Here is a 24,049-nt window from a genome sequence, read left to right as displayed (position 1 = left end):
AGATGACCACATTGCAAATAATATTGTCTTGAAATCTACTAACTAGCCTTGGCGCTGTTTGTGCTTTGGCTCACTGCAAATTACACGCACAACACCGTTGCGCTTGATAACTTTACAGTTACGGCAGATTTTCTTAACGGATGCACGTACTTTCATTGCTATCTCCGTAAAAGTTAAAGACCAATCTCAAGGGCGGCCTAACGGCCGTAACCTTTAAGATTAGCTTTTTTCAGAACCGAACCATATTGATGAGACATCAAATGGGTTTGGACCTGAGCCATAAAGTCCATGATAACCACCACTACAATAAGTAGCGAAGTACCACCGAAGTAGAACTGAACGTTCATTCCGATCATCATAAACTCAGGAATTAAACATACAAACGTGATGTACAAAGCACCAGCTAGGGTTAAACGAGTCATCACCTTGTCTATGTATCGCGAGGTCTGTTCACCTGGGCGTATACCCGGAATGAACGCGCCACTCTTCTTCAAGTTGTCTGCTGTTTCGCGAGGGTTAAATACCAACGCAGTGTAGAAGAAGCAGAAGAAGATAATAGCTGCTGCATACAAGAACACATATAACGGTTGCCCAGGTTGTAGCGTTAATGACAGGTCAGAAAGGAAAGACAAGCCTTCATTTTGACCGAACCACTGCGCTAATGTGCCAGGGAACAGAATAATACTTGAAGCGAAAATTGCTGGGATAACACCCGCCATGTTCACTTTAAGTGGTAAATGTGTGCTTTGTGCAGCGAACACTTTGCGACCTTGTTGGCGTTTTGCATAGTTAACAACGATACGACGTTGTCCACGTTCTACAAATACCACAAAGAAGGTCACCGCAAATACAAGAGCAACGATGAACAAGAGTAACAATAAGTGCAACTCTCCTTGACGCGCCTGCTCAGCCGTCTGACCGATTGCAGAAGGCAATCCTGCCACAATACCAGCAAAAATTAGAATCGAAATCCCGTTGCCGATACCGCGTTCAGTAATTTGCTCACCTAACCACATCAGGAACATTGTTCCTGTCACCAAGCTAACCACCGCAGTGAAATAGAACGGTAGACCTGGGTTAATTACCAGACCTGCCATCATATTTGGTAAGCCAGTAGCAATACCAATAGCTTGGAAGGTTGCTAAAACCAGCGTGCTATAACGCGTGTATTGACTAATCTTACGTCTACCCGACTCGCCTTCTTTTTTAAGTTCAGCAAGGGTTGGGTGAACAACTGTCAATAACTGGATGATAATCAATGCCGAAATGTACGGCATGATACCTAACGCGAATATAGAAGCACGTGAAAGTGCACCACCTGAAAACATATTAAACATTTCCAGAATGGTACCTTTTTGCTGGTCAAACAACGCGGCCAGTACAGCGGCATCAATCCCAGGTAACGGCACAAAGGAGCCTGCTCGGAACACAATAATGGCTCCAAGCACAAATAGTAAACGACTCTTAAGCTCGCTTAAGCCGCCTTGTGCACTTGCTGATGCTGTTCCTGGATTCTTAGCCATGTTTTGTACTTATTCCTCGATTTTACCGCCAGCAGCTTCAATAGCTGCCAGTGCGCCTTTAGTTACACGCAGGCCACGTAAGGTAACTGGTGCTTTAACTTCGCCAGATAGTACTACTTTTGCAAACTTAATGTTGCGAGTAATAAGACCAGCTGCCTTCAAAGCGTCCAAATCTACCACGTCAGCAGTAACTTTAGCTAGTTCGCTAGTACGAACTTCAGCAGTTACCATTGATTTACGTGAAGTAAAACCAAATTTAGGCAAGCGTTGTTTCAATGGCATTTGACCGCCTTCGAAACCTGGACGAACACTACCGCCAGAACGAGACTTCTGACCTTTGTGACCACGACCACCGGTTTTACCTAAACCAGAACCAATACCACGCCCTACACGCTTGGCGTTTGGCTTTGAGCCAGCCGCCGGAGAAAGAGTATTCAAACGCATGATTATTCTCCCTCAACCTTAACCATGTAAGAAACTTTATTAATCATACCGCGAATACAAGGAGTGTCCTCTAATTCAACAGTGTGATTAATGCGACGAAGACCTAGACCTGTTAGGGTCGCACGGTGCTTAGGCAAACGCCCAATACCACTTTTAGTCTGTGTTACTTTAATTGTGTTCGACATGGCTTTATTACCCCAGAATTTCTTGGACGCTTAGGCCACGCTTCGCAGCAACGTCTTGTGGAGAATGCATATTCTCAAGAGCGTCGATAGTAGCGCGAACAATGTTAATTGGGTTAGTAGAACCGTATGCTTTTGACAATACGTTCTGCACGCCCGCAACTTCTAGAACAGCACGCATCGCACCACCGGCAATAATACCAGTACCCTCTGATGCAGGTTGCATGTAAACACGCGACCCAGAGTGGCGACCCTTAATAGGATGCTGCAGTGTAGTGCCTCTCAGCTGTACACTAGTAAGGTTACGACGCGCTTTTTCCATTGCTTTTTGAATAGCAGCAGGAACTTCACGTGCTTTACCATAACCAAACCCTACGCGACCGTTACCGTCACCCACTACTGTAAGAGCAGTGAAACTGAAGATACGACCACCTTTAACTACTTTTGACACACGGTTTACAGCGATAAGCTTCTCATTCAGATCACTACCGGCTTGTGCTTCAAATTTTGACATGACTCACTCCTTAGAACTGAAGACCAGCTTCACGTGCAGCTTCTGCAAGCGCAGCAACGCGGCCGTGATACTTAAAGCCAGAACGGTCAAAAGCTACAGATGTAATACCTTTTTCTGCGGCACGTTCAGCGATTGCTTTACCTACGGCAGTAGCGGCAGCTACATTACTTAAACTTTCAAGCCCTTCAGAAACGGCTTTATCTACTGTTGATGCTGTTGCAAGAACCTTAGCATCAGGTGCAATCACCTGCGCGTAAATATGGCGCGGAGTACGGTGAATCACCAGGCGGGTTTTACCCAACTCTTGCATAGCTTTGCGAGTGCGTGTTGCACGACGCAGACGAGCAATTTTCTTATCCATAGTGTTAACCTACTTCTTCTTAGCCTCTTTACGGCGAACATTTTCGTCAGCATAACGAACACCTTTACCTTTGTAAGGCTCTGGTGGACGGAACGCACGAATGTCTGCTGCTACCTGACCAACAACTTGCTTATCAGCACCTTTCAGTACGATTTCAGTCTGTGATGGACACTCTGCGGTTACACCTTCTGGTAAGGTGTAATCTACTGGGTGAGAAAAACCTAGAGTTAGGTTAACTACCGAGCCTTTAACAGCCGCACGGTAACCAACACCTAACAGTGTCAATTTTTTCTCAAACCCATTTGTAACGCCAACAACCATGTTGTTGCTTAGAGCACGAGCTGTACCAGCTTGAGCAGTTGAAGCACCTTCAACTACAGCAAACTTAAGTTCGTTCTCTTCTTTCGTTACAACAACTGCGTTATTAAAAACGCGAGTCAATGTACCTTTGCTACCTTTAACCGTTAATTCTTGGCCGTTGATACTTACTTCAACGCCAGCAGGAATTGTAACGGGAGCCTTGGCTACGCGAGACATATTACCTACCTCCGGTTAAGCTACGTAACAGACGATTTCACCGCCCATGCCAGCTTTACGTGCTGCACGGTCAGTCATAACGCCTTTAGATGTAGAAATGATTGCAACGCCAAGGCCACCCATAACTTTAGGTAGGTCTTTAGCACCTTTATAAATGCGTAGGCCTGGACGGCTTACACGTTCAATCTTTTCAATAACTTTTTTACCTTCAAAATACTTGAGGGTAACTTCTAATGACTTTTTCACGTCACCAGTCACAGCGTATCCTGTGATGTAACCTTCTTCTTGCAACAAGTTAGCAATTGCCACTTTTACTTTAGATGAAGGCATAACAACAGATACTTTATTTGCTGATTGACCGTTGCGAACGCGAGTCAACATATCTGCAATAGGATCTTGCATGCTCATAATCGTTTACTCCGTAATTAAGTGGATTACCAACTGGCTTTCTTAAGGCCAGGAACCTCACCGCGCATCATTGCTTCACGTAATTTAATACGGCTAAGGCCGAATTTACGCAGGTAGCCATGTGGGCGGCCAGTTACGTTACAGCGGTTACGCTGACGAGACCGACTTGAATCACGAGGTAACGATTGCAATTTTAACACTGCGTCCCAACGCTCTTCATCAGAGCTGTTCACGCTGCTAATAATCGCTTTAAGCGCAGTACGCTTCTCCGCGAAGCGAGCAACGGCTTTTTCACGTTTCACTTCACGAGCTTTCATTGATTGTTTAGCCATAACTAACTCTACCTTACTTACGGAATGGGAAGTTAAAGGCAGCCAGCAAAGCGCGGCCTTCCTCGTTGCTTTCGGCAGTAGTAGTGATAGTAATATCCATACCACGAACCTTATCAACTTTGTCATAATCGATTTCAGGGAAGATGATTTGCTCACGAACACCCATGCTGTAATTACCACGGCCATCGAATGACTTAGCATTCAAACCACGGAAATCTCGAACACGAGGTATTGCGATTGAAATCAAACGCTCTAAAAACTCCCACATACGCTCACCGCGTAGAGTCACTTTACAACCAATCGGGTATCCATCACGGATTTTGAAGCCTGCTACAGATTTACGAGCTTTGGTAGTAAGAGGTTTTTGACCTGAGATAGCCGCTAGATCAGCAATTGCGTGCTCTAGTACTTTCTTGTCATTAACCGCTTCTCCCACACCCATGTTAAGGGTGATTTTCTCAATCCGAGGGACTTGCATGATGGATTTGTAACCGAACTCCTTTACGAGTTCAGGCGTTACACTTTCCTTATATAGGTCATGCAGTTTCGCCATCGTTAACTCCAGTTACTTTACAATTTCATTAGACGATTTGAATACACGAACTTTTTTGTCGTCTTCAAATCGAAAACCAACGCGATCAGCCTTGCCAGTGGCAGGGTTAAAAATCGCTACGTTTGATGCATCAAGGGCCGCTTCTTTCTCAACAATACCGCCAGCAACACCCAATTGAGGGTTTGGCTTTTGGTGCTTCTTGATTACGTTAACGCCTTCAACGAATAGTTTACCGTTTGATAAAGCTTTGGTTACGCTACCGCGTTTGCCTTTGTCTTTACCTGCAATAACTATTACTTCATCGCCTTTTTGGATTTTATTAGCCATTTTGGACTCCTTAAAGTACTTCTGGCGCTAGAGACACAATTTTCATGAACTGTTCATTGCGCAGTTCACGTGTCACAGGACCAAAGATACGAGTACCAATAGGCTGATTGTTTGCATTCAAGATAACCGCTGCATTGCGGTCAAAACGAATTACAGAACCATCAGGACGACGTACGCCTTTTCTAGTACGCACTACCACTGCATTCATAACGTCACCTTTCTTAACTTTACCGCGTGGAATTGCTTCCTTTACAGTAACTTTAATGATGTCGCCAATTCGTGCATAGCGGCGGTGCGAACCACCTAGGACCTTAATACACTGTACACGGCGCGCGCCGGAATTGTCCGCCACGTCCATAGTAGATTGCATTTGGATCATTTCAGTGCTCCGCTATATGTTACAACTGATCCCAACAATTAGCGCTGAGATCTCTGGCTGCCTAATTAAAGGGCGCGAAATTATAACACCCTAAATTTTGAATTGGTAGAACTGTCTAAATTTTGTTTGATTTAATTAATAAACGCAATATAAACAAACAGTTACCAAGATAAAACCATTCAAAAAACAGTTTGAAAAGGGTTAATTTCGCAGTTACGTGATTAGAACCGGAGACGATATCTCCAACCTAACCTAGATTACCGAGCAATATTTGGTCGGTAGAAACAAAAAAGCCCAGCGTATTATGCCGGGCTTCTCTGAATATGGTGCTGATAGGCAGATTCGAACTGCCGACCTCACCCTTACCAAGGGTGCGCTCTACCAACTGAGCTATATCAGCGAAATAAAAACCCAGCCTATAGCTGGGTTTTTATCTTAATTGAGAGCCTGGCAGTGACCTACTTTCACATGGGGAAACCCCACACTATCATCGGCGCAGTTGCGTTTCACTTCTGAGTTCGGCATGGGTTCAGGTGGGTCCACAACGCTATTGCCACCAGGCAAAAACTTGTTGTCTTTAACATTCGAAAAAGCTGAAACATCCCACGAGTCTAACAAGCACTCTTGGTTTCTAAATAAGATAATCTTCATCAAACATACACACCACTTAGGTGTTGTATGGTTAAGCCTCACGGGTAATTAGTACAAGTTAGCTCAATGCCTCACAGCACTTACACACCTTGCCTATCAACGTTGTAGTCTCCAACGGCCCTTCAGGGGACTTAAAGTCCCAGTGAGAATTAATCTCAAGGCCTGCTTCCCGCTTAGATGCTTTCAGCGGTTATCAGTTCCGAACGTAGCTACTGGGCAATGCTATTGGCATAACAACCCAAACACCAGCGGTTCGTCCACTCCGGTCCTCTCGTACTAGGAGCAGCTCCCTTCAATTCTCAAACGCCCACGGCAGATAGGGACCGAACTGTCTCACGACGTTCTAAACCCAGCTCGCGTACCACTTTAAATGGCGAACAGCCATACCCTTGGGACCGACTTCAGCCCCAGGATGTGATGAGCCGACATCGAGGTGCCAAACACCGCCGTCGATATGAACTCTTGGGCGGTATCAGCCTGTTATCCCCGGAGTACCTTTTATCCGTTGAGCGATGGCCCTTCCATACAGAACCACCGGATCACTATGACCTACTTTCGTACCTGCTCGACGTGTCTGTCTCGCAGTTAAGCTGGCTTATGCCATTGCACTAACCGTACGATGTCCGACCGTACTTAGCCAACCTTCGTGCTCCTCCGTTACTCTTTGGGAGGAGACCGCCCCAGTCAAACTACCCACCAGACACTGTCCGCAATCCCGATAAGGGACCAACGTTAGAACATCAACACTACAAGGGTGGTATTTCAAGGTCGGCTCCACATCATCTAGCGACAACGCTTCAAAGCCTCCCACCTATCCTACACATGTAGGGTCAATGTTCAGTGTCAAGCTGTAGTAAAGGTTCACGGGGTCTTTCCGTCTAGCCGCGGGTACACCGCATCTTCACGGCAATTTCAATTTCACTGAGTCTCGGGTGGAGACAGCTTGGCCATCATTACGCCATTCGTGCAGGTCGGAACTTACCCGACAAGGAATTTCGCTACCTTAGGACCGTTATAGTTACGGCCGCCGTTTACCGGGGCTTCGATCAATAGCTTCGTCCAAAGACTAACCACATCAATTAACCTTCCGGCACCGGGCAGGCGTCACACCGTATACGTCATCTTTCGATTTAGCACAGTGCTGTGTTTTTAATAAACAGTTGCAGCCAACTGGTATCTGCGACTCTCAGCAGCTTAGGGAGTAAATCCCATCACCATCAAGAGCGTACCTTCTCCCGAAGTTACGGTACCATTTTGCCTAGTTCCTTCACCCGAGTTCTCTCAAGCGCCTTGGTATTCTCTACCCAACCACCTGTGTCGGTTTGGGGTACGGTTTCGTATAATCTGAAGCTTAGAGACTTTTCCTGGAAGCAGGGCATCAACCACTTCATGTCCGTAGACACTCGTCATCAATTCTCAGCCTTAGACACCCGGATTTTCCTAAGTGTCCAGCCTACAACCTTAAACATGGATAACCATCACCATGCTGGCCTAGCCTTCTCCGTCCTCCCATCGCAATTATACGAAGTACAGGAATATTAACCTGTTTCCCATCGACTACACTTTTCAGTCTCGCCTTAGGGGCCGACTCACCCTGCTCTGATTAACATTGAACAGGAAACCTTGGTCTTTCGGCGAGGGGGCTTTTCACCCCCTTTATCGTTACTCATGTCAACATTCGCACTTCTGATACCTCCAGCAAACCTTACGATTCACCTTCAACGGCTTACAGAACGCTCCTCTACCATGCTTACAAAGTAAGCATCCGTAGCTTCGGTGCATAGCTTAGCCCCGTTACATCTTCCGCGCAGGCCGACTCGACCAGTGAGCTATTACGCTTTCTTTAAATGATGGCTGCTTCTAAGCCAACATCCTGGCTGTCTAAGCCTTCCCACATCGTTTCCCACTTAGCTATGACTTTGGGACCTTAGCTGACGGTCTGGGTTGTTTCCCTTTCCACGACGGACGTTAGCACCCGCCGTGTGTCTCCCGGATAGTACTTAGTGGTATTCGGAGTTTGCAAAGGGTTGGTAAGTCGGGATGACCCCCTAGCCTTAACAGTGCTCTACCCCCACTAGTATTCGTCCGAGGCGCTACCTAAATAGCTTTCGAGGAGAACCAGCTATCTCCCGGTTTGATTGGCCTTTCACCCCCAGCCACAAGTCATCCGCTAATTTTTCAACATTAGTCGGTTCGGTCCTCCAATTGGTGTTACCCAATCTTCAACCTGCCCATGGCTAGATCACCGGGTTTCGGGTCTAATCCCAGCAACTATGCGCGCAGTTAACACTCGGTTTCCCTACGGCTCCGCTATTCGCTTAACCTTGCTACTGAAATTAAGTCGTTGACCCATTATACAAAAGGTACGCAGTCACCCCACAAGGGGGCTCCCACTGCTTGTACGTATACGGTTTCAGGTTCTATTTCACTCCCCTCACAGGGGTTCTTTTCGCCTTTCCCTCACGGTACTGGTTCACTATCGGTCAGTCAGGAGTATTTAGCCTTGGAGGATGGTCCCCCCATATTCAGACAACATATCACGTGTGCCGTCCTACTCGATTTCACTTAAAGTAGATTTTCATGTACGGGGCTATCACCCTGTATCGCTGTCCTTTCCAGAACATTCCACTAATCACATAAAAGCTTAAGGGCTAATCCGGGTTCGCTCGCCGCTACTACCAGAATCTCGGTTGATTTCTTTTCCTCCGGGTACTTAGATGTTTCAGTTCCCCGGGTTCGCCTCGCAACGCTATGTATTCACGTTGCGATACTGCATAAAATGCAGTGGGTTTCCCCATTCGGAAATCCATGTCTATAACGTCTTTTATCGACTTAACATGGCTTATCGCAGATTAACACGTCCTTCATCGCCTCTGACTGCCAAGGCATCCACCGTATACGCTTAGTCACTTAACCATACAACACCTAAATGTTGTCGCTTAACTAACTTGAATGGTCAGGCTGTATAAGTCCTGCCATTCGAGTACGATCACCTTATTTTTTTGAATACCAAAAACACTTGTTATTTAACTCGTATTTTTGAGATATTTTTTATCAGCTTTTCCAAATTGTTAAAGAGCAATTGGTTTCTTAGAAACCAAAGCTAAGCACTGTATAAACAAATGCTTAGCTTTGTATTCTCAAACCAAAGAGAGAAATGGTATCCCGTACGAGATTTGAACTCGTGTTACCGCCGTGAAAGGGCGGTGTCCTAGGCCTCTAGACGAACGGGACACTGTAAAGCTGTTCTCGTTGGTCCTAAACCGCACTAGAACTTATCTCTCTTTATCTTTTCATCAAGCAATCTGTGTGAACACGTCACAGGAACATCAGCATCATAATAAGGAGGTGATCCAGCCCCAGGTTCCCCTAGGGCTACCTTGTTACGACTTCACCCCAGTCATGAACCACAAAGTGGTGAGCGTCCTCCCGAAGGTTAAACTACCCACTTCTTTTGCAGCCCACTCCCATGGTGTGACGGGCGGTGTGTACAAGGCCCGGGAACGTATTCACCGTAGCATTCTGATCTACGATTACTAGCGATTCCGACTTCACGGAGTCGAGTTGCAGACTCCGATCCGGACTACGACATGCTTTTTGGGGTCCGCTTACTCTCGCGAGTTCGCATCCCTCTGTACATGCCATTGTAGCACGTGTGTAGCCCTGCCCGTAAGGGCCATGATGACTTGACGTCGTCCCCACCTTCCTCCGGTTTATCACCGGCAGTCTCCCTAGAGTTCCCACCATTACGTGCTGGCAAATAAGGATAGGGGTTGCGCTCGTTGCGGGACTTAACCCAACATCTCACGACACGAGCTGACGACAGCCATGCAGCACCTGTATCTAAGTTCCCGAAGGCACCAAACTATCTCTAGTAAGTTCTTAGTATGTCAAGGGCAGGTAAGGTTCTTCGCGTTGCATCGAATTAAACCACATGCTCCACCGCTTGTGCGGGCCCCCGTCAATTCATTTGAGTTTTAACCTTGCGGCCGTACTCCCCAGGCGGTCTACTTAATGCGTTAGCTGCGTTACCCACGAGTTAAACTCACAGACAACTAGTAGACATCGTTTACGGCGTGGACTACCAGGGTATCTAATCCTGTTTGCTCCCCACGCTTTCGTACATGAGCGTCAGTTTTTGTCCAGGTGGCCGCCTTCGCCACTGGTATTCCTTCAGATCTCTACGCATTTCACCGCTACACCTGAAATTCTACCACCCTCTACAAAACTCTAGCTTCCCAGTTCCAAATGCCATTCCCAGGTTGAGCCCGGGGATTTCACATCTGGCTTAAAAAGCCGCCTGCGTACGCTTTACGCCCAGTAATTCCGATTAACGCTCGGACCCTCCGTATTACCGCGGCTGCTGGCACGGAGTTAGCCGGTCCTTCTTCTGTCGCTAACGTCAAAGATATAGCGTATTAAACTACACCTCTTCCTCACGACTGAAAGTGCTTTACAACCCGAAGGCCTTCTTCACACACGCGGCATGGCTGCATCAGGCTTTCGCCCATTGTGCAATATTCCCCACTGCTGCCTCCCGTAGGAGTCTGGGCCGTGTCTCAGTCCCAGTGTGGCTGATCATCCTCTCAAACCAGCTAGGGATCGTCGCCTTGGTAAGCCATTACCTTACCAACTAGCTAATCCCACTTGGGCTAATCTCTACGCGAAAGGTGCCGAAGCATCCCCTCCTTTGGTCCGAAGACATTATGCGGTATTAGCAGTCGTTTCCAACTGTTGTCCCCCACGTAAAGGCATATTCCCAAGCATTACTCACCCGTCCGCCGCTCGTCATCTTCTAGCAAGCTAGAAATGTTACCGCTCGACTTGCATGTGTTAAGCCTGCCGCCAGCGTTCAATCTGAGCCATGATCAAACTCTTCAATCAAAGTTTTTTCGCTCAAAGTAAAAACTGAAAATTATTACTGTTAAAACAGTGCAAGCATCCAGTTCACTTAAGCTAATTTTTTCGCTTAATGCCCTGTGAGTGCTCACACAGATTGCTTGATAAATTGTTAAAGAGCGTTGCTTCGTTGCCGAAGCGAGGTGCGCATTCTACGCTTTCCTCTGTGGCTGTCAACCGCTTTTTAATATTAATTAAGAAGAAGTTTTTGCGCCGTTAATAAAGCCTCAGGCCTTACCAACCCTGACATCGTTTCTACATCGCTTTGCAGCGCCGCTTGCCGTGTCAGTGGAGTCGCATTATAGGGATCCGCGATTTTGGTGCAAGCGTTTTTTGAAGAAAATCGTAATAAAATTAAGGTTCCTAAGTAGCCCCCAACTAAGCCACACCTTACCCACAAACTTATCCACAAAATCGACGTTTTAAGGCCCATCAAACCTATGAATTAAAAGTAATTGTGTCTTTTAGCAAATTTCTGAAAGAGAAATTGTACATTTTCTAGCTTATCGACAAAAAGCTGGCTAACATGATGTCGCAATTTTGTTAAATAAGTTGCTTTCCATTATTCCGAATACATTGAGCATTGAATTTATTATGAAAAATTCCAGTTTATCCATTGTCATTTTAGTTGCAGCAGCTATAGCTGCATACTTTGTCGCTGGCGCTGTAGCATCTCTTGAACCTATCTATCTGTCTGTTGCAGTAATAGTAGGTGGCGCCATCGTATTATTAAGCTCCGGTTCAGCCTCTAGCGAAGAGTCGAATTCAGATTCATCTGCTAGCGATTCTGCTGACGCTATTGATACCCAAACACTATACGTAGGTAACTTGCCGTACCGTGCAAACGAGTCGGCGATTCGTAAGTTGTTTTCTGACTACGGGCAAGTAGTTTCCGTTCGCTTATTAAAAGACAAGCAAACCGGCAAACGCCGTGGGTTTGGTTTTGTTGAAATGGCAGCTGAAGACGCACCTAAAGCTGTAGAAGCATTGAACGAGCAAGAGTTTCAGCAACGCACCTTGAAGGTACGTGAAGCAAACGAACGTAAAGAGGCTTAAGTTAATAGCTGCAAACTATGTAGGCCATAGTGTTGTAGTTGCTTAAGTAAATCAGAATTAGCGGAATGCTCTGTGCAATATGCATGGGTTTCCGCTTTTTTTTGCATTAAATTCGGTTTACTAGTATCTGTAAGTAGGCTTTGTACTCGCTTGGCTATAGCTGAGCCAGAATCGACAAGTTTAACTTTCTCTCCTAATACCTGTTGTAACTCTTCTTTTAATAGCGGGAAATGAGTACACCCCAGCACAACGCAATCTAATGTCTTGATCGATAGCCACGGCTCTAAAACTGCTTTAACAGCCTCTAGTGTAATCTGTTCGCCTGCCAGTTTTTGCTCAGCTAACTGCACCAATGATGTAGACCCTACTAATTCGACTTGGCAATCTGCGGCAAAATCATTAATCAATTGCTCTGTATAGCTCCGCTCTACCGTTCCTGGCGTGGCCAATAAGCCAAAATGCTTAGTTTGGCTTAGCTTAGCCGCTGACTTAATCGCAGGCACAACACCCACCACCGGAATAGTTAATGTTTCTCGTAAATAAGGAAGAGATAAAGTACTAGCTGAATTACAGGCAACGACAATGATATCGGGATTAAGTTGATGAACAGCTAACTTTAGCAAGCTCAAGACTCGCTCCACGAGTTGATTGTCGGCTAACTCGCCATAGGGGAAATAAAGGTTGTCGAATAGGTAGCTATACTGCTGTTCTGGATTAAGTTGCTGAAGCTCTTCGAGAATAGACAGCCCGCCGACACCAGAATCAAAAACAAGAACATGCATTGTTGTACCAATAAACCTCAATAAAAATCAGCCCTAGTGTAACCAATGCTAGGGCTGACGGCCATTGTTAAGCGTTTAGCTTAAAACTTGTAACTCGCACCCACTTCTACCGTGCGGCCAGGGGCTTGATAGTTTTGTGCTGTAGAATACGTTTGGTCGAATAAGTTACGTAGTTTTGCATCTAAACGCAGTCCATTTTGGAAACGATAGTTAGCACTAAGATCCCATACCGAGTAGCTACCTAAGGTTTTGGTGTTAGCCGCATCTTCATAAGACTCACCACTCCATAAGAAATCGACAACCACTTGTAAGTCAGACCAATAAACATCTGCTTTATACTTCACTTGCTCTTCAGAGCGACGAATAAGGTTTTTATTGGTACTGCGGTCTTTTGGATCAAGGTATTCAACAATCACTCTATGGTTTACCCAAGCAGTAGAAAAGTCACCTTGAATTTCGATACCTTGAATACGCGCATCACTAACATTGTCAGGTGTCCATAAGGGCCAAGTGTCTGATGGGCCACTGTAGTCATTATCACAACGAGCTACACAGCCCCAAGCAATGAGGTTTTCTACATCGTTACGGAACACATTAAATTGCCACTGGCTACGCAATAAATCTAAAGCAAAACCAAACTCAGTATTAGTAGAGGTTTCAGCTTTAATATTCGGGTTTTCGCTGCCTGGGTAATAAAGGTCGTTAAAAGTAGGCGCTCTAAATGCAGTGCCATGTAACGCATTAAAGCGAAGATCAGATTGAAGCTGCCATGCCCATCCTAAGTTATAGGTGGTATGGTCACCATAGTGCTCATTGTCATCATAACGAACGCTAGCTTCTAAGATATGCACTAAGTAGTCTGCTCGAGCACCAATATGCGCGGCTTTGTTGTCGCGGCTTTCTTCCTTATAAGCACTCTTAGAACCAGAAATGTCATCACTTTGGTAATCAAGACCACCTTGCAATAACCACTGTTCATCTAGTTTGTAACCTAACAGCCAGTTAGCGGCTTTGCGCTCGGTTGCATAGCGGTTAGGGTTAACGAAATTACTTGCCTCAGCGCTGTCAGACTTATCTTGATGGTAACTTAAGCCCAGTTCACTAGACCATTGGTTAGCAGCGTAATTAGCACTAACTCCATATACACTTTGCTGATGCTTGTTGAGGTACTTTACACCTTGAATAAATTCAGACTCACCGTCGTTATGGATGGCATAAACACGACCGCGCCAAGATTGGTTAAATTGGTGGTCAATGCTAAACAATCCACCAAAGGTACTATAACCATAGTCTTCGTCTAATGTGTCTTGCGGGCGAATATCGTAGCCGTCACTTTTATCAGCGCTAAGCACCACATTATATTGGGTTGAGCTGCCAATTAAACCACTCGCGCGGCCAGCAATTTTAGCGGTGGCTTCTGTTCCAACCGCAACTTTAAGCCCATGGTACTCGCTGCCAAACTCTGGACGAGTAATAATGTTAATAACACCACCCACTGCGTCAGCACCATAAACAGACGCGCGTGCACCGCGTAAAATTTCAATTCGTTCGACAAACTCAAGAGGCAGCAGGCCTAACTGAGCACCACCTAAAGTTGCGGTGTTAATTCGTACGCCATCAATAAGGTACAACGATTGCGAAGAACCCGAACCACGAATAAATACGCTTTCACTGTGGCCTTTACCACCATTACGGCTAACACTAATACCTACTTGCTGGCTGAGTACATCCACAATGTCTTGGGCGCCACTGCTTTCTATTTCACTGCGAGTTACCACCGTGAGGGGGGCAATAACGCTAGCTGCAGCTTGCTCCATACGGTTAGCGGTAACTACCATGGTGGCTTGTTGTTCTTGAGCAGGCTCTTGAGGGGTTTCTTGGGCATAGCCAAAAGCTGGCGCAACTGCAGCCAGTAATATGAACTTCTTCATCGATGTATCCTAATCGTCGCGTAGTACTTTGCTATTGTAAGCATGTGCGATGTGGCAGGTATTCGGACTTAGAGGCAGGTTACATGTACTACGGCTACGACTTCCCGCTTGGCTAAACAAGCAGTGTCTGGTGATCCTTGGAAAGGGCCAATCCTTGAGCTTTCGTTCCTCTTTACCGCTGCGCGTCAGTTCTGGAGTTCCACCAGATTCCCTATTAAGCCTAAGTTTCGCTTACTTAAGCACCACAGCGGGCGAGATTATAAGCCAGCATTAATGTGATTAATAGCACAAAATGGCTGGCTTTTTCTCTACATGAAATTAACTAATATTGGCGTTTTCGTTCGCTTGATTAGGCGGAGTGTTATTAAACATCGCCAAAGCCTCAGCCATTCTGTCAGCGAAACCTTTAAAGCGTTCTATATCAGCTTGTTTGTCATTCTCTTCACTTGGGCTAGACACCGGTAAAATACCAGCAAGTAAGGTTTCTGTTGTAGACTCTGGCTGAGCAAACAACGCGCTCACTTTAGCTTGAATATCTTGCCAAGAACTTAAGAACTGGCTGAGATCGGGCACTAAATCGGATCCACCAGCCGCTTTGTCATCGGCCTGCTGATAAGCTTGGCTCACCGCGATACTTTGTTGCTGCTGAAAATTGACCGCAAAACCCACTAGCTGCTGCTCATCAAAACCAATCGTTAGCGCTTGATCAAAAGCCTTATCTAAGTCACCAGAGAAGAACTGCTGACCTACTTCGTCGACTTGCTTAATTAGATCGGCTATCGCTGCCAGTTCATCTTCATTTAAATCACCTTCAACAGAGAAGCTAAATTGCTGCTGAGACGCAAATGATGCCTGATAGGACGAACCACTTTCGCTATAACTTGCCGCTAATTGCGAGCCGTAACTAATAGTGACCTTATCGCCTTCCGCTGTTTCTAACTGCATGCTAGCAGATTGCGAACTAGACATGGCCAATTGGCTGGCAATAGGTGCTGATTGAATCTCGTAATCACCCTCTTCTATTTTCTCTAGGCCGTCTTGAATCAAGTCATAACTTTTATCGATGCCTTTCTCGAGCTCTTCGTTAAGGATCCCCGCATCACTTAGCTCTTCTCGAGCGCCTTCAAAGCCAATATCTACACCTTTACGGGCTTGAGCCATCATCTCGGCCAATTTATCTTCCGACATCCCAGATTGCTTTGCGCTATATAAAGAGCTAGCAACAAAGTTAAGTACATTTCTCGCCACTTCTTCGGCATCAAACACACTCACTTGCTGCGGCTTAGGTAAGCTAACGCCGCCCGTGGCCATCGACAAAGTGTGTTTTTCTATTGAACTCAACAATACATGGCTGGCTACAGCACCTTGTTGATTTAGGCTTGCCTTGTCGTCGGCGAGATTATTCCTTTTCTCGATCGCCGGCGCAGACTGTTGCAATAGGCGCTCGGCATATTGCTGCACGGGTGTTTTACCCAAGCCATTTAGTTCGTTCATAAAGCCTCCATGGATTTACCCTAGTCACAGCTTATCGGCGACCAAATTTAAAACTTTAGAAATTTTATCACTATTATTGTAGATAAACTGGACAAGCAAGCCATGCGCCTTTAAATTGCGCTCCTTGCTAGAACACAGGAGCGGCCATGAGCGCTATCGCATACTACCCAGAACAGTACCAAGAACTCTTGGCCGAGAAAGTCGCTAAACGTCGCGAACAATTTGCCGAGTTTTCTCCACCCGAGCCAAGTGTGTTCGCATCTCCGACGAAACACTACCGTATGCGCGCCGAGTTTCGCGTATGGCACGAGGGCGACGACCTCTATTACATTATGTTTGCTCAAAAGACCAAGCAGAAGTTTAGGGTAGATACTTTTCCACCAGCGAGTGAGATCATCAATCAACTCATGCCGTTATTGGTTGAAAAGCTAAAAAGCAACACGCTATTGCGCCACAAGTTGTTCCAGGTAGATTTTCTGTCAACCTTGAGCGGCGAGGCGATCGTAAGCCTGCTCTACCATAAGCCGATAGATGAAAGCTGGCGACTTGCGGCGGAACAGCTTAAAGCCGAACTGAGCCAACAGTTTTCGATTCAGCTAATTGGCCGCTCACGCAAACAAAAAATGTGCTTAAGCGATGATCGCGTCGATGAAGTGCTAACGGTAAATGGCAAAGAGATTGTTTACCAACAAATAGAAAATAGCTTCACCCAACCTAATGCAGTAGTGAATCAGCACATGCTAGATTGGGCGCAAAACGCCACTAGTGCTAGCCAAGGTGACTTGCTGGAACTGTATTGCGGCAACGGTAATTTCTCACTGGCCCTGGCGAAAAACTTTAATCGAGTACTGGCCACCGAAATAGCCAAACCCTCGGTGCAGGCTGCGCAATACAATATAAAAGTGAATCAAATAGATAACGTGAAAATTTTACGTTTGTCTGCAGAAGAATTTACCCAAGCTATGTTAGGTGAGCGGGAGTTTCGCCGCTTACAAGAAGCCGATGTGGATTTAAGTAGTTATCAATGTGATACCATTTTGGTTGACCCACCACGTGCGGGACTAGACGACGCTACGTTAGGCATGGTGCAAGCTTACGACAACATTGTGTATATTTCTTGTAACCCTAATACCTTGTACAACAACCTTGGCGAACTCAGTAAAACTCACCAGATTAGCCATTGGGCTTTGTTCGATCAGTTCCCTTATACCGACCACATAGAGGTTGGCGTCTACTTACAACGCCGTTAAACCCAGCCAGCAACAGCGATTAATGCATCTTAATCGCTGTTGCTTGAGACACTGAAAAGCCAACTCTCCCCGCTCAGCCCACAGTAAAAAAGATCCATTTAAGTAAGGATTGCTTATGCACCCTTGCTCTTTTGCTACTCTAGTCACTATATTCAGCTTTTTTAGCTTAGCGGCAGAACCTGCGAGCACACCCTATATTGGAGTGACGAAGCAGAGGGTAGATTGGATAGTTTGAGTCATGCACAACAAGACCACCGAGGGATCCTTCAAGGAAAAAATACTTGGTTAGCGGGAATAATGCCGATTGGTACATTGTTAACCAACAAAGCGCCGATAAATTCGCTAAACAGCCAGAAACTTACCTACCTCGTTACAGCGGTTTTTGCCTCAAATGCCTTATCAATAGGTGAAGGGTTGGTAGCCTCCAACGGCAAAGTACCGGAGCTTTTGGGTGGTGAACGAATTTATCATATGCTCAAAAGGCAGGCGATAATAGTTACAAAGCAACTGGTAGACCTACCTGCAATAAACCAGTAAAGCCAAGCAACCAAAACTAACGCTTAAAACCGCCGAGTTTGAACATAAGCCATAAGCCAATAAATAGGCAAATCAGCAACAACACTAAGTTACTGCCTATGTCTGGAAACTGCGCCCGCAGCATAGCCGAATAGCCTAATGCACCTAACAAAAAGGCCGCGACTCCCATCAGCGGAGAGTCTTCGCTAAGATCTTTTTCCATATAAAGTTGATACAGCTGCATTATTGACAGCACAAAGGCAATAATCGGAAATACTGAAAACGTCAATTCCGGCACTGTGAGTAAAGCCAGACTAGCATTGCCACACAAACCTGCGATAAACGCTAATAACAATAGCCACTTTTTTACCTTCATATATACCTCTTAGCTTAATGCTTGAGTACGATTATATAACGCTGCACCTTTAGCCACTATACGCAACTGCTTAACCGTTTTGTCTGCCAACACTTGCCTATCGAACTCGGCCAGATCTAAAGCCGATGCTCCGGCATTGAAGACTAAAATCACCATCGCTTCAGCTTGCATCTGGGCATCATCTCGCGGGCACTTATATTGGTGCTCTAAATAGTCGGTCAGTTCCGCGATAAAATGGGCAATCTCTCGTGCTACTGCCGCTCTAAACGCTGGTGAAGTCCCAGAACGCTCTCGCAGCAACAATCGAAAAATATTGGGATTGTTATAAACAAACTCCATAAAAGTATCTACCGAGGTCCCAATAACGCTCCCCCCAGTGGCAATAATGCGTTGCCGTGCTTGACGCATAAGTTGTCGCAGAGTTAAGCCTCCTTCATCAACTAAGGTTAGGCCTAATTCTTCCATATCGGAAAAATGGCGATAAAAAGACGTCGGTGCAATTCCTGCTTCTCTTGCCACCTCGCGTAAGCTCAGGCTCGATAAACTGCGCTCAGCACTTAGTTGGCTAAACGCAGCATCAATAATTGATCTACGGGTTTTTTCTTTTTGCTGCGCTCTAACGCCACTCATAGTTTTCCCTTTATTTTAACAGCACCATCATACCGCGAGCTGAATAAAACCCAAATCGAAGATTAGCTTTAACTTAAAGCCAAGCTTTTAACCACAAAATGATACAACTCAGGAATTTTTCACTGAAAAGCATTTCATAAAAAAACAATAATCTCAATAAAACCAAAGATGCGAGCTAGGTCAATATTCCATCAACCTGAAAACGATACCAAGTATCCAGCCTTGCTGCGCTGTGATTAACTCAATCTATATAAGACGTACCTAGCAAGGATGAATAATGAATTGGTCGAAAAGCGCCATCTCAATGGCAGTAGTATTCGGTTTAAGCGCTTGTGGCGGCGGTGGTAGTGACGGCGGTGGCACACCTACTGTTCCAGATTATGAATACCAAGCATACGCCTGTGATGCTGCTATTTATGAAAAAGCCAAAGAACTACGTATATACCAGGTAATGACCGAAGCATTTATCGATGGTGATTCTAGTCACGACTATAATGACGGTTACGGCACTAGCCACCACAAAGGTGACTTGCAAGGAATTATCGATTCTCTAGATTACATTCAAGACCTTGGCATGAATGCAGTTTGGATGACACCTATCTTTGATTCTCAAGGTGATTCTAAACTAGACGCTACCGGCTACTTCACCCGCAACTACTTCGCCATTGATCCAAATTTTGGCACCATGGAACAAGCGCGCACTTTAGTTGATGAAGCTCACGCTCGCGGCATGTACGTGTTTTTTGATGGCGTATTTGGTCATCACAAAGGCAACGTTACACCTTCTCCGAACGGTTTAACGCCGTCAGGAAGCGACAACCCAGTGAGCTACCCGGGTACTGATAACGACACTTTAGAGTTTTATAAAGAAGTCGCTAGCTACTGGGTGACAGAACTAGGTATTGATGGCTGGCGTTTAGACCAAGCTTACCAAGTACCAATTGGTGCTTGGGGTGAGATTCGTAAAGCGGTAGAAGACGCCTCTAAAGCAACAACTTACACCATGAATAGTGAAACCGTGAACCCTCTGGCATATATGGTCGCCGAAATTTGGGATGGCGGTGGTAACCAGATCCGTGAAGATGGTTACGGACCTGAAGCTACTCCGGGTGTTTGTTCAGCATTTGACTTCCCAATGCGCTATAGCATCACTCAAACCTATGCGGTAGAAGAGAGTGGCAGTGGCGGCAGAGATGCCACTAACTTGAACGCGGCCTTTAATGGACAAATAGCTAACCCAAGTCACGCTGTTCCGAATGGCTTTATTGGTAACCATGACTTAGTCCGTTTTGGGGACTTATTGCAACGCGGTGACATTGCACAACCTAATCAAGCAGAGTATTGGAATCGTCACAAAGCAGCGTACGCATTTTTAAGTGCATACTCTGGCCCGATCACCTTGTATTACGGCGAAGAGATTGGAGATGAAGTTCCTAACTTTGCTGACCAAGTAGATAATACAGTTTGTGCAGACCAAGGCCTTTGTGATGACCACGTAGCTCGAAACAGCGGTAAGGTTGAAGGCTTGGCTAGCGAACAAGGCGGAGTAGTATTTAATGCCGACGCTAACCAAGCTGACTTACGAGATTACATTAGTTCGCTAATGACCTTACGCGCAGCTAATCCAGCTCTTTATAAAGGTGAGCGCACCGCCATTAATCATGATGATGCTGCCAGCGTTTTCTTCGATCACAAACAATTCGAAGATAACACTATCTTGTTCCTGAACAATACCAGCGCCAACAGCTTTACTATTGGCGTTACTGGCGATGAAGTTGGTAGTGATGGTCAGTTACGTAACATGCTAACCAACGAAACCATTGATATTGCATCAGGCGGCTATAGCATCCAAATAGACGGTTTTGAATCGCTATTCCTTGAAGTAGTTTCTGCCACGGCAGATGGTCCTCAGCAAGGAAACGGCGGAGGGCTTGTAGGGACGGGACCATTAGCTGATTGTAATGCAGCAGATGTTGCGGGCAATGGGCCATTAGATAAAGAAATGTGGATCCGCGGCAGTTATGTTGGCGGGGACGGTTTTGGTGCTACACCTGATAGCCACAAATTTAGCTATAAAGGAAACAACATTTACCAAGTGGTAGTGAATGAATCCCAAGCTACTTCTTTTGGCTTCAAGTTCGCAGCTTCTGATTGGAGCTCTGAGTTTGCAACTGCAACCGGTGTGGCAGTAATTGCTAGCGAGCAATCCATGACTCCTGCGATTGGTTCGGGTACTGAATCAAGTGTTGTTATCCCTGAAGCGGGTAACTACGTTTACAGTTTTGAAATCAACAGCGCTTTAACCGGTGGCAACATGATGATCAGCAAATGTGAGTAAAAGTTAGAGAAGTGGCCCTTAGGGCCATTTCTTACTTTAAGAAAGGTTTTCTAGCAACCCTTAAAACTAGACTGAAGGTTTGCCTTCAAACGTTTGTAAACACCCTTAATATCCTGTTTGGCCTCTTAAGTTTTAAGAGGCCTTTTTTTGTTCTCAGCTCATTAACTGACACAGGTTCACAAGGTCGGCTTGTATTGCACCAGCCGTCACTTCTCGACCCGCGCCAGGGCCTTGGATAACGAGTTGATTTTGCTTATACCACTGGCTTTCAATGGCAAATACATTGTCGCAGGGTTTTAAATTTGCGAATGGGTGCTGAGCGTCTATTGCCGCTAAGCCTACTTCTGCTTGGCCTTTAGCATCTACTTTCGCTAAAAAGCGAATCACTTTGCCTTGACGCTTAGCATCGTTAAACGCTTGCAACATTGGCTCATCTAACTCAGACATGGCATCTAGAAAGGCCTCTAAGTCTAAGTGAGCTAAATCCTCGGGCACCAAAGACTCTAGGCTAATATCGCTCAACTCCAATTCCAAGCCGGCTTCTCGCGCTAATATCAGAAGCTTTCGCTGTACGTCTTTACCCGATAAATCCTCTCTAGGATCAGGCTCTGTTAAGCCTTGATTAAGCGCATCCGCTAGCAATTCTGAAAATGCTAAAGAACCATCGTACTGTTGGAAGAGCCAGCTTAAGGTGCCAGAAAAGATCCCCGATATAGACTCAATGTTGTCACCAGCTTGGCGTAACTGCTGAATGCTAGATTGCACCGGCAAACCCGCACCAACGGTGGCATTACTTAACCAATGGCAAGAGTGATCGGCAAAGGCCTTTGTCAGAGCCGCATAGTTTGCTTGCTCGCTAGCGCCAGCATGTTTATTCGCAGTGATGAGATGGAAACCCCGGCGCGCGAACTCTTGATAATATGCACTGAGCGCTTCACTGGCGGTAATATCTACCACCACTAGCTCGTCATAGGGGTGACGACTCAGCTTATCAAATAACTCAGGCCAAATAAGCGGCACATCGGCCTCAATACTTAAAACCTCGTCGGCATATAAACCTGCAAAATTTAAGTGACCAGCTTGGCTAGAAAATACTCCCGCTAAGCTCAGTTCTAATCCGTATTGTTGTTGCAACTGCGATTGTTGCTCGGCAAATAAACTCAGCCATTGGCTACCAATATTACCCTTACCAAACACAATCAGGCCTAGCTTGGTTTTCTGTTTAAACAGATTAGTGTGCAACTCTTTAAGCAAAGGCTCTAAGGTAATTTTTCTTACCACGGCACATAGGCTGAGCTTATCGGCACTTGAATGAATAAACTCAAGTGGTTGCTCAGCTAACTGTTGGAAAAACTGATAGCACTGTTGCGGGTTATCACATACTCCAGCTCCAACCAACGCAACTAAACAGAACCCCTCGCTGCGCTCAACTTGTTTAAGCTGAAACTGCTCGGCTAATTGGTCAATTCTGCACAAGGCTTCATCAACCAGCTCACGGGTATATGCCATTCGCAAAGAACCCGTTTCACTGTGTTTGTGGCGAGTCGCCGGCGCTAAATGGCTTTTTGCTAAGGCCTCCAGTAGCGCGGTGGCATTGCTTGAAAAATCGTGGCTGAAAGTAAGCTCAAGTAATACGATGTCATCTACAGAAGTAACAATTTTTGCAGTATTGTTCTTAATGCCTTTGCGATGAATCAGAGTTTGCCCATCATTCGGCGCATAACTGCAGCGCAAACTCACTTTTTGCTTAGATCGCGCAAGTGGTTCTAGGGTGCGCGCGTGTAATACTGAGCTGCCAATACGCGATAACTCAGCCGCCTCTTTTAGGGCTAAGTTTTCGAGCAAGTGAGCATCTTTCACCAAGCGTGGATCAGCGCTGTAAATGCCAGCAACGTCGCTCCAAATTGTGGTTGATATTGCGTTGGCTAAAGCGGCTAATTCAGTGGCAGAATAATCACTGCCATTACGCCCTAAGGTGACGGTTCGACCTTGGCAATCACTACAGATAAAGCCGGTAACCACCATTCGGCATGCAGGTTTCGCCGCCAAGCATTTAGCTAACAATGGTGTACTTTGGCTAACGTCCACTTGCGGCTGCGCCGATAGCTCGGCCTTGAAAAACTCGCGAGAGTCTAACCATTCGGCTTGGCAATCGCTTTCGCTAAGCAAAGCAGCTAATAAGCGAGCAGACCAGCGCTCGCCAAACGACAGAACCTCATTAGTATTAAAGGTGTCTAACTCACCCTCTAGAATACTGGCAATGTAACGGTGCTCAGTGTCTAAGGCTTGAACCAGCGATTGCGCGGTAAGCTTGCTAAGCAACTCTTTGGCTAACTTACCTTGAAACTCAATCAACGCTTGTAGCGCTTCAGCAGTGGCGTCGTCGGCTTGCTGAGCCAATTCAATAATGTTGATTAAGCGATTGGTGGTTTTACCTGCGGCAGAGACCACAATCAAATCTTGGGCTTGCGAATGCTGGGCAACAATATTGGCTACACGCTTAAAACATCCCGCGTCAGCCAAGCTGCTACCACCAAATTTGTGAACATGTCTATTTACCGACACC

22 protein-coding genes, 2 tRNA genes, 3 rRNA genes and 1 riboswitch are annotated in these 24,049 nt (G+C 45.9%); of the genes, 4 read left to right on the top strand and 23 right to left on the bottom strand.

Annotated elements, in window-relative coordinates:
• Positions 1–42: 42 nt before the first annotated feature.
• The 17 genes from rpmJ to ACLD71_RS07935 all read right to left on the bottom strand — a co-directional run bounded on the left by rpmJ (position 43) and on the right by ACLD71_RS07935 (position 11,095).
• The gene (gene rpmJ / locus ACLD71_RS08015; RefSeq protein WP_000868186.1) at positions 43–156 is read right to left on the bottom strand and encodes a 50S ribosomal protein L36; all 114 of its coding nucleotides are present in this window, start codon (positions 154–156) and stop codon (positions 43–45) included.
• Between the two features lie 41 nt (positions 157–197).
• Complete coding sequence (gene secY, locus ACLD71_RS08010; RefSeq protein WP_411993991.1) at positions 198–1,523, bottom strand: preprotein translocase subunit SecY; 1,326 nt, start codon at positions 1,521–1,523, stop codon at positions 198–200.
• Between the two features lie 9 nt (positions 1,524–1,532).
• Positions 1,533–1,967 (bottom strand): 50S ribosomal protein L15, encoded by a 435-nt coding sequence (rplO, locus tag ACLD71_RS08005; protein ID WP_137673765.1) that lies wholly within the window; start codon positions 1,965–1,967, stop codon positions 1,533–1,535.
• Positions 1,968–1,969: 2 nt separating this feature from the next.
• Positions 1,970–2,152 carry a 50S ribosomal protein L30 gene (gene rpmD / locus ACLD71_RS08000; protein WP_137673764.1) on the bottom strand — a complete coding sequence of 61 codons (183 nt, stop codon included), beginning with the start codon at positions 2,150–2,152 and terminating at the stop codon, positions 1,970–1,972.
• Positions 2,153–2,159: 7 nt separating this feature from the next.
• Complete coding sequence (gene rpsE / locus ACLD71_RS07995; RefSeq protein ID WP_016402136.1) at positions 2,160–2,663, bottom strand: 30S ribosomal protein S5; 504 nt, start codon at positions 2,661–2,663, stop codon at positions 2,160–2,162.
• Between the two features lie 10 nt (positions 2,664–2,673).
• On the bottom strand, positions 2,674–3,024 hold the full coding sequence (gene rplR / locus ACLD71_RS07990; RefSeq protein WP_137673763.1) for a 50S ribosomal protein L18: 351 nt from the start codon (positions 3,022–3,024) through the stop codon (positions 2,674–2,676).
• 9 nt (positions 3,025–3,033) lie between these two features.
• On the bottom strand, positions 3,034–3,561 hold the full coding sequence (gene rplF / locus ACLD71_RS07985) for a 50S ribosomal protein L6 (RefSeq protein WP_137673762.1): 528 nt from the start codon (positions 3,559–3,561) through the stop codon (positions 3,034–3,036).
• 15 nt (positions 3,562–3,576) lie between these two features.
• The gene (gene rpsH, locus ACLD71_RS07980; RefSeq protein WP_137673761.1) at positions 3,577–3,969 is read right to left on the bottom strand and encodes a 30S ribosomal protein S8; all 393 of its coding nucleotides are present in this window, start codon (positions 3,967–3,969) and stop codon (positions 3,577–3,579) included.
• 26 nt (positions 3,970–3,995) lie between these two features.
• Positions 3,996–4,301, bottom strand: coding sequence for a 30S ribosomal protein S14 (gene rpsN, locus ACLD71_RS07975; RefSeq protein ID WP_137673760.1), 306 nt, complete (start codon positions 4,299–4,301; stop codon positions 3,996–3,998).
• Positions 4,302–4,314: 13 nt separating this feature from the next.
• Complete coding sequence (rplE, locus tag ACLD71_RS07970) at positions 4,315–4,854, bottom strand: 50S ribosomal protein L5 (RefSeq protein ID WP_137673759.1); 540 nt, start codon at positions 4,852–4,854, stop codon at positions 4,315–4,317.
• A 12-nt stretch (positions 4,855–4,866) separates the two neighbouring features.
• A complete protein-coding gene (gene rplX / locus ACLD71_RS07965; RefSeq protein ID WP_137673758.1) occupies positions 4,867–5,181 on the bottom strand; it encodes a 50S ribosomal protein L24 in 315 nt (104 codons plus the stop codon).
• Between the two features lie 10 nt (positions 5,182–5,191).
• On the bottom strand, positions 5,192–5,560 hold the full coding sequence (rplN, locus tag ACLD71_RS07960) for a 50S ribosomal protein L14 (RefSeq protein ID WP_137673757.1): 369 nt from the start codon (positions 5,558–5,560) through the stop codon (positions 5,192–5,194).
• Positions 5,561–5,884: 324 nt separating this feature from the next.
• A tRNA-Thr gene (locus ACLD71_RS07955) sits at positions 5,885–5,960 on the bottom strand.
• A 45-nt stretch (positions 5,961–6,005) separates the two neighbouring features.
• A 5S ribosomal RNA gene (gene rrf, locus ACLD71_RS07950) occupies positions 6,006–6,121 on the bottom strand.
• A 117-nt stretch (positions 6,122–6,238) separates the two neighbouring features.
• Positions 6,239–9,127 (bottom strand): 23S ribosomal RNA (locus ACLD71_RS07945).
• A gap of 242 nt (positions 9,128–9,369) precedes the next feature.
• A tRNA-Glu gene (locus ACLD71_RS07940) sits at positions 9,370–9,445 on the bottom strand.
• 107 nt (positions 9,446–9,552) lie between these two features.
• A 16S ribosomal RNA gene (locus ACLD71_RS07935) occupies positions 9,553–11,095 on the bottom strand.
• Together the 16S, 23S and 5S rRNA genes with 2 tRNA genes alongside form the textbook arrangement of a ribosomal RNA operon.
• A gap of 609 nt (positions 11,096–11,704) precedes the next feature.
• On the opposite strand from ACLD71_RS07935, the gene ACLD71_RS07930 reads away from it, so the two are divergent.
• Entirely contained in the window at positions 11,705–12,166 is a 462-nt protein-coding gene (locus ACLD71_RS07930) for an RNA recognition motif domain-containing protein (protein ID WP_137674770.1), read from the top strand.
• On the opposite strand, the gene murI is transcribed toward ACLD71_RS07930, so the two are convergent.
• The 3 genes from murI to ACLD71_RS07915 form a co-directional block, all read right to left on the bottom strand.
• Positions 12,163–12,948 carry a glutamate racemase gene (gene murI, locus ACLD71_RS07925; protein WP_411993987.1) on the bottom strand — a complete coding sequence of 262 codons (786 nt, stop codon included), beginning with the start codon at positions 12,946–12,948 and terminating at the stop codon, positions 12,163–12,165. The genes ACLD71_RS07930 and murI overlap by 4 nt on opposite strands.
• A gap of 80 nt (positions 12,949–13,028) precedes the next feature.
• Positions 13,029–14,879 (bottom strand): TonB-dependent receptor domain-containing protein, encoded by a 1,851-nt coding sequence (locus ACLD71_RS07920; protein ID WP_411993985.1) that lies wholly within the window; start codon positions 14,877–14,879, stop codon positions 13,029–13,031.
• 35 nt (positions 14,880–14,914) lie between these two features.
• A riboswitch (cobalamin riboswitch) is annotated at positions 14,915–15,141 on the bottom strand.
• A gap of 56 nt (positions 15,142–15,197) precedes the next feature.
• Entirely contained in the window at positions 15,198–16,373 is a 1,176-nt protein-coding gene (locus ACLD71_RS07915; RefSeq protein ID WP_411993984.1) for a DUF5610 domain-containing protein, read from the bottom strand.
• A gap of 146 nt (positions 16,374–16,519) precedes the next feature.
• Between ACLD71_RS07915 and trmA the strand changes: the two genes are divergently transcribed.
• Both trmA and ACLD71_RS07905 read left to right on the top strand, forming a co-directional pair.
• Positions 16,520–17,623: a tRNA (uridine(54)-C5)-methyltransferase TrmA gene (gene trmA, locus ACLD71_RS07910; RefSeq protein WP_411993982.1), complete on the top strand. Its 1,104-nt coding sequence runs from the start codon at positions 16,520–16,522 to the stop codon at positions 17,621–17,623.
• Positions 17,624–17,845: 222 nt separating this feature from the next.
• A complete protein-coding gene (locus ACLD71_RS07905) occupies positions 17,846–18,160 on the top strand; it encodes a hypothetical protein (protein WP_411993980.1) in 315 nt (104 codons plus the stop codon).
• A gap of 16 nt (positions 18,161–18,176) precedes the next feature.
• On the opposite strand, the gene ACLD71_RS07900 is transcribed toward ACLD71_RS07905, so the two are convergent.
• Positions 18,177–18,515, bottom strand: a complete 339-nt coding sequence (locus tag ACLD71_RS07900) for a DUF1422 family protein (RefSeq protein ID WP_137674775.1) — start codon at positions 18,513–18,515, stop codon at positions 18,177–18,179.
• A 9-nt stretch (positions 18,516–18,524) separates the two neighbouring features.
• On the bottom strand, positions 18,525–19,145 hold the full coding sequence (gene fabR, locus ACLD71_RS07895) for an HTH-type transcriptional repressor FabR (RefSeq protein WP_137674776.1): 621 nt from the start codon (positions 19,143–19,145) through the stop codon (positions 18,525–18,527).
• Between the two features lie 277 nt (positions 19,146–19,422).
• Between fabR and ACLD71_RS07890 the strand changes: the two genes are divergently transcribed.
• A complete protein-coding gene (locus tag ACLD71_RS07890; RefSeq protein WP_411993978.1) occupies positions 19,423–21,483 on the top strand; it encodes an alpha-amylase family glycosyl hydrolase in 2,061 nt (686 codons plus the stop codon).
• Between the two features lie 153 nt (positions 21,484–21,636).
• On the opposite strand, the gene metL is transcribed toward ACLD71_RS07890, so the two are convergent.
• Positions 21,637–24,048 carry a bifunctional aspartate kinase/homoserine dehydrogenase II gene (metL, locus tag ACLD71_RS07885; protein WP_411993976.1) on the bottom strand — a complete coding sequence of 804 codons (2,412 nt, stop codon included), beginning with the start codon at positions 24,046–24,048 and terminating at the stop codon, positions 21,637–21,639.
• Between the last annotated feature and the right edge of the window lies 1 nt (position 24,049).

Source organism: Agarivorans sp. DSG3-1, assembly GCF_046774965.1.
Lineage (GTDB): Bacteria > Pseudomonadota > Gammaproteobacteria > Enterobacterales > Celerinatantimonadaceae > Agarivorans.
The sequence above is the reverse complement of the archived record's forward strand: the minus strand, read 5'-3'. Positions and strand labels throughout refer to the sequence as shown.

What these genes read in the sequence shown, in the direction of transcription:
- rpmJ (WP_000868186.1), bottom strand. Translation starts at nt 156, where the DNA reads ATGAAAGTACGTGCATCCGTTAAGAAAATCTGCCGTAACTGTAAAGTT.
- secY (WP_411993991.1), bottom strand. Translation starts at nt 1,523, where the DNA reads ATGGCTAAGAATCCAGGAACAGCATCAGCAAGTGCACAAGGCGGCTTA.
- rplO (WP_137673765.1), bottom strand. Translation starts at nt 1,967, where the DNA reads ATGCGTTTGAATACTCTTTCTCCGGCGGCTGGCTCAAAGCCAAACGCC.
- rpmD (WP_137673764.1), bottom strand. Translation starts at nt 2,152, where the DNA reads ATGTCGAACACAATTAAAGTAACACAGACTAAAAGTGGTATTGGGCGT.
- rpsE (WP_016402136.1), bottom strand. Translation starts at nt 2,663, where the DNA reads ATGTCAAAATTTGAAGCACAAGCCGGTAGTGATCTGAATGAGAAGCTT.
- rplR (WP_137673763.1), bottom strand. Translation starts at nt 3,024, where the DNA reads ATGGATAAGAAAATTGCTCGTCTGCGTCGTGCAACACGCACTCGCAAA.
- rplF (WP_137673762.1), bottom strand. Translation starts at nt 3,561, where the DNA reads ATGTCTCGCGTAGCCAAGGCTCCCGTTACAATTCCTGCTGGCGTTGAA.
- rpsH (WP_137673761.1), bottom strand. Translation starts at nt 3,969, where the DNA reads ATGAGCATGCAAGATCCTATTGCAGATATGTTGACTCGCGTTCGCAAC.
- rpsN (WP_137673760.1), bottom strand. Translation starts at nt 4,301, where the DNA reads ATGGCTAAACAATCAATGAAAGCTCGTGAAGTGAAACGTGAAAAAGCC.
- rplE (WP_137673759.1), bottom strand. Translation starts at nt 4,854, where the DNA reads ATGGCGAAACTGCATGACCTATATAAGGAAAGTGTAACGCCTGAACTC.
- rplX (WP_137673758.1), bottom strand. Translation starts at nt 5,181, where the DNA reads ATGGCTAATAAAATCCAAAAAGGCGATGAAGTAATAGTTATTGCAGGT.
- rplN (WP_137673757.1), bottom strand. Translation starts at nt 5,560, where the DNA reads ATGATCCAAATGCAATCTACTATGGACGTGGCGGACAATTCCGGCGCG.
- ACLD71_RS07930 (WP_137674770.1), top strand. Translation starts at nt 11,705, where the DNA reads ATGAAAAATTCCAGTTTATCCATTGTCATTTTAGTTGCAGCAGCTATA.
- murI (WP_411993987.1), bottom strand. Translation starts at nt 12,948, where the DNA reads ATGCATGTTCTTGTTTTTGATTCTGGTGTCGGCGGGCTGTCTATTCTC.
- ACLD71_RS07920 (WP_411993985.1), bottom strand. Translation starts at nt 14,879, where the DNA reads ATGAAGAAGTTCATATTACTGGCTGCAGTTGCGCCAGCTTTTGGCTAT.
- ACLD71_RS07915 (WP_411993984.1), bottom strand. Translation starts at nt 16,373, where the DNA reads ATGAACGAACTAAATGGCTTGGGTAAAACACCCGTGCAGCAATATGCC.
- trmA (WP_411993982.1), top strand. Translation starts at nt 16,520, where the DNA reads ATGAGCGCTATCGCATACTACCCAGAACAGTACCAAGAACTCTTGGCC.
- ACLD71_RS07900 (WP_137674775.1), bottom strand. Translation starts at nt 18,515, where the DNA reads ATGAAGGTAAAAAAGTGGCTATTGTTATTAGCGTTTATCGCAGGTTTG.
- fabR (WP_137674776.1), bottom strand. Translation starts at nt 19,145, where the DNA reads ATGAGTGGCGTTAGAGCGCAGCAAAAAGAAAAAACCCGTAGATCAATT.
- ACLD71_RS07890 (WP_411993978.1), top strand. Translation starts at nt 19,423, where the DNA reads ATGAATTGGTCGAAAAGCGCCATCTCAATGGCAGTAGTATTCGGTTTA.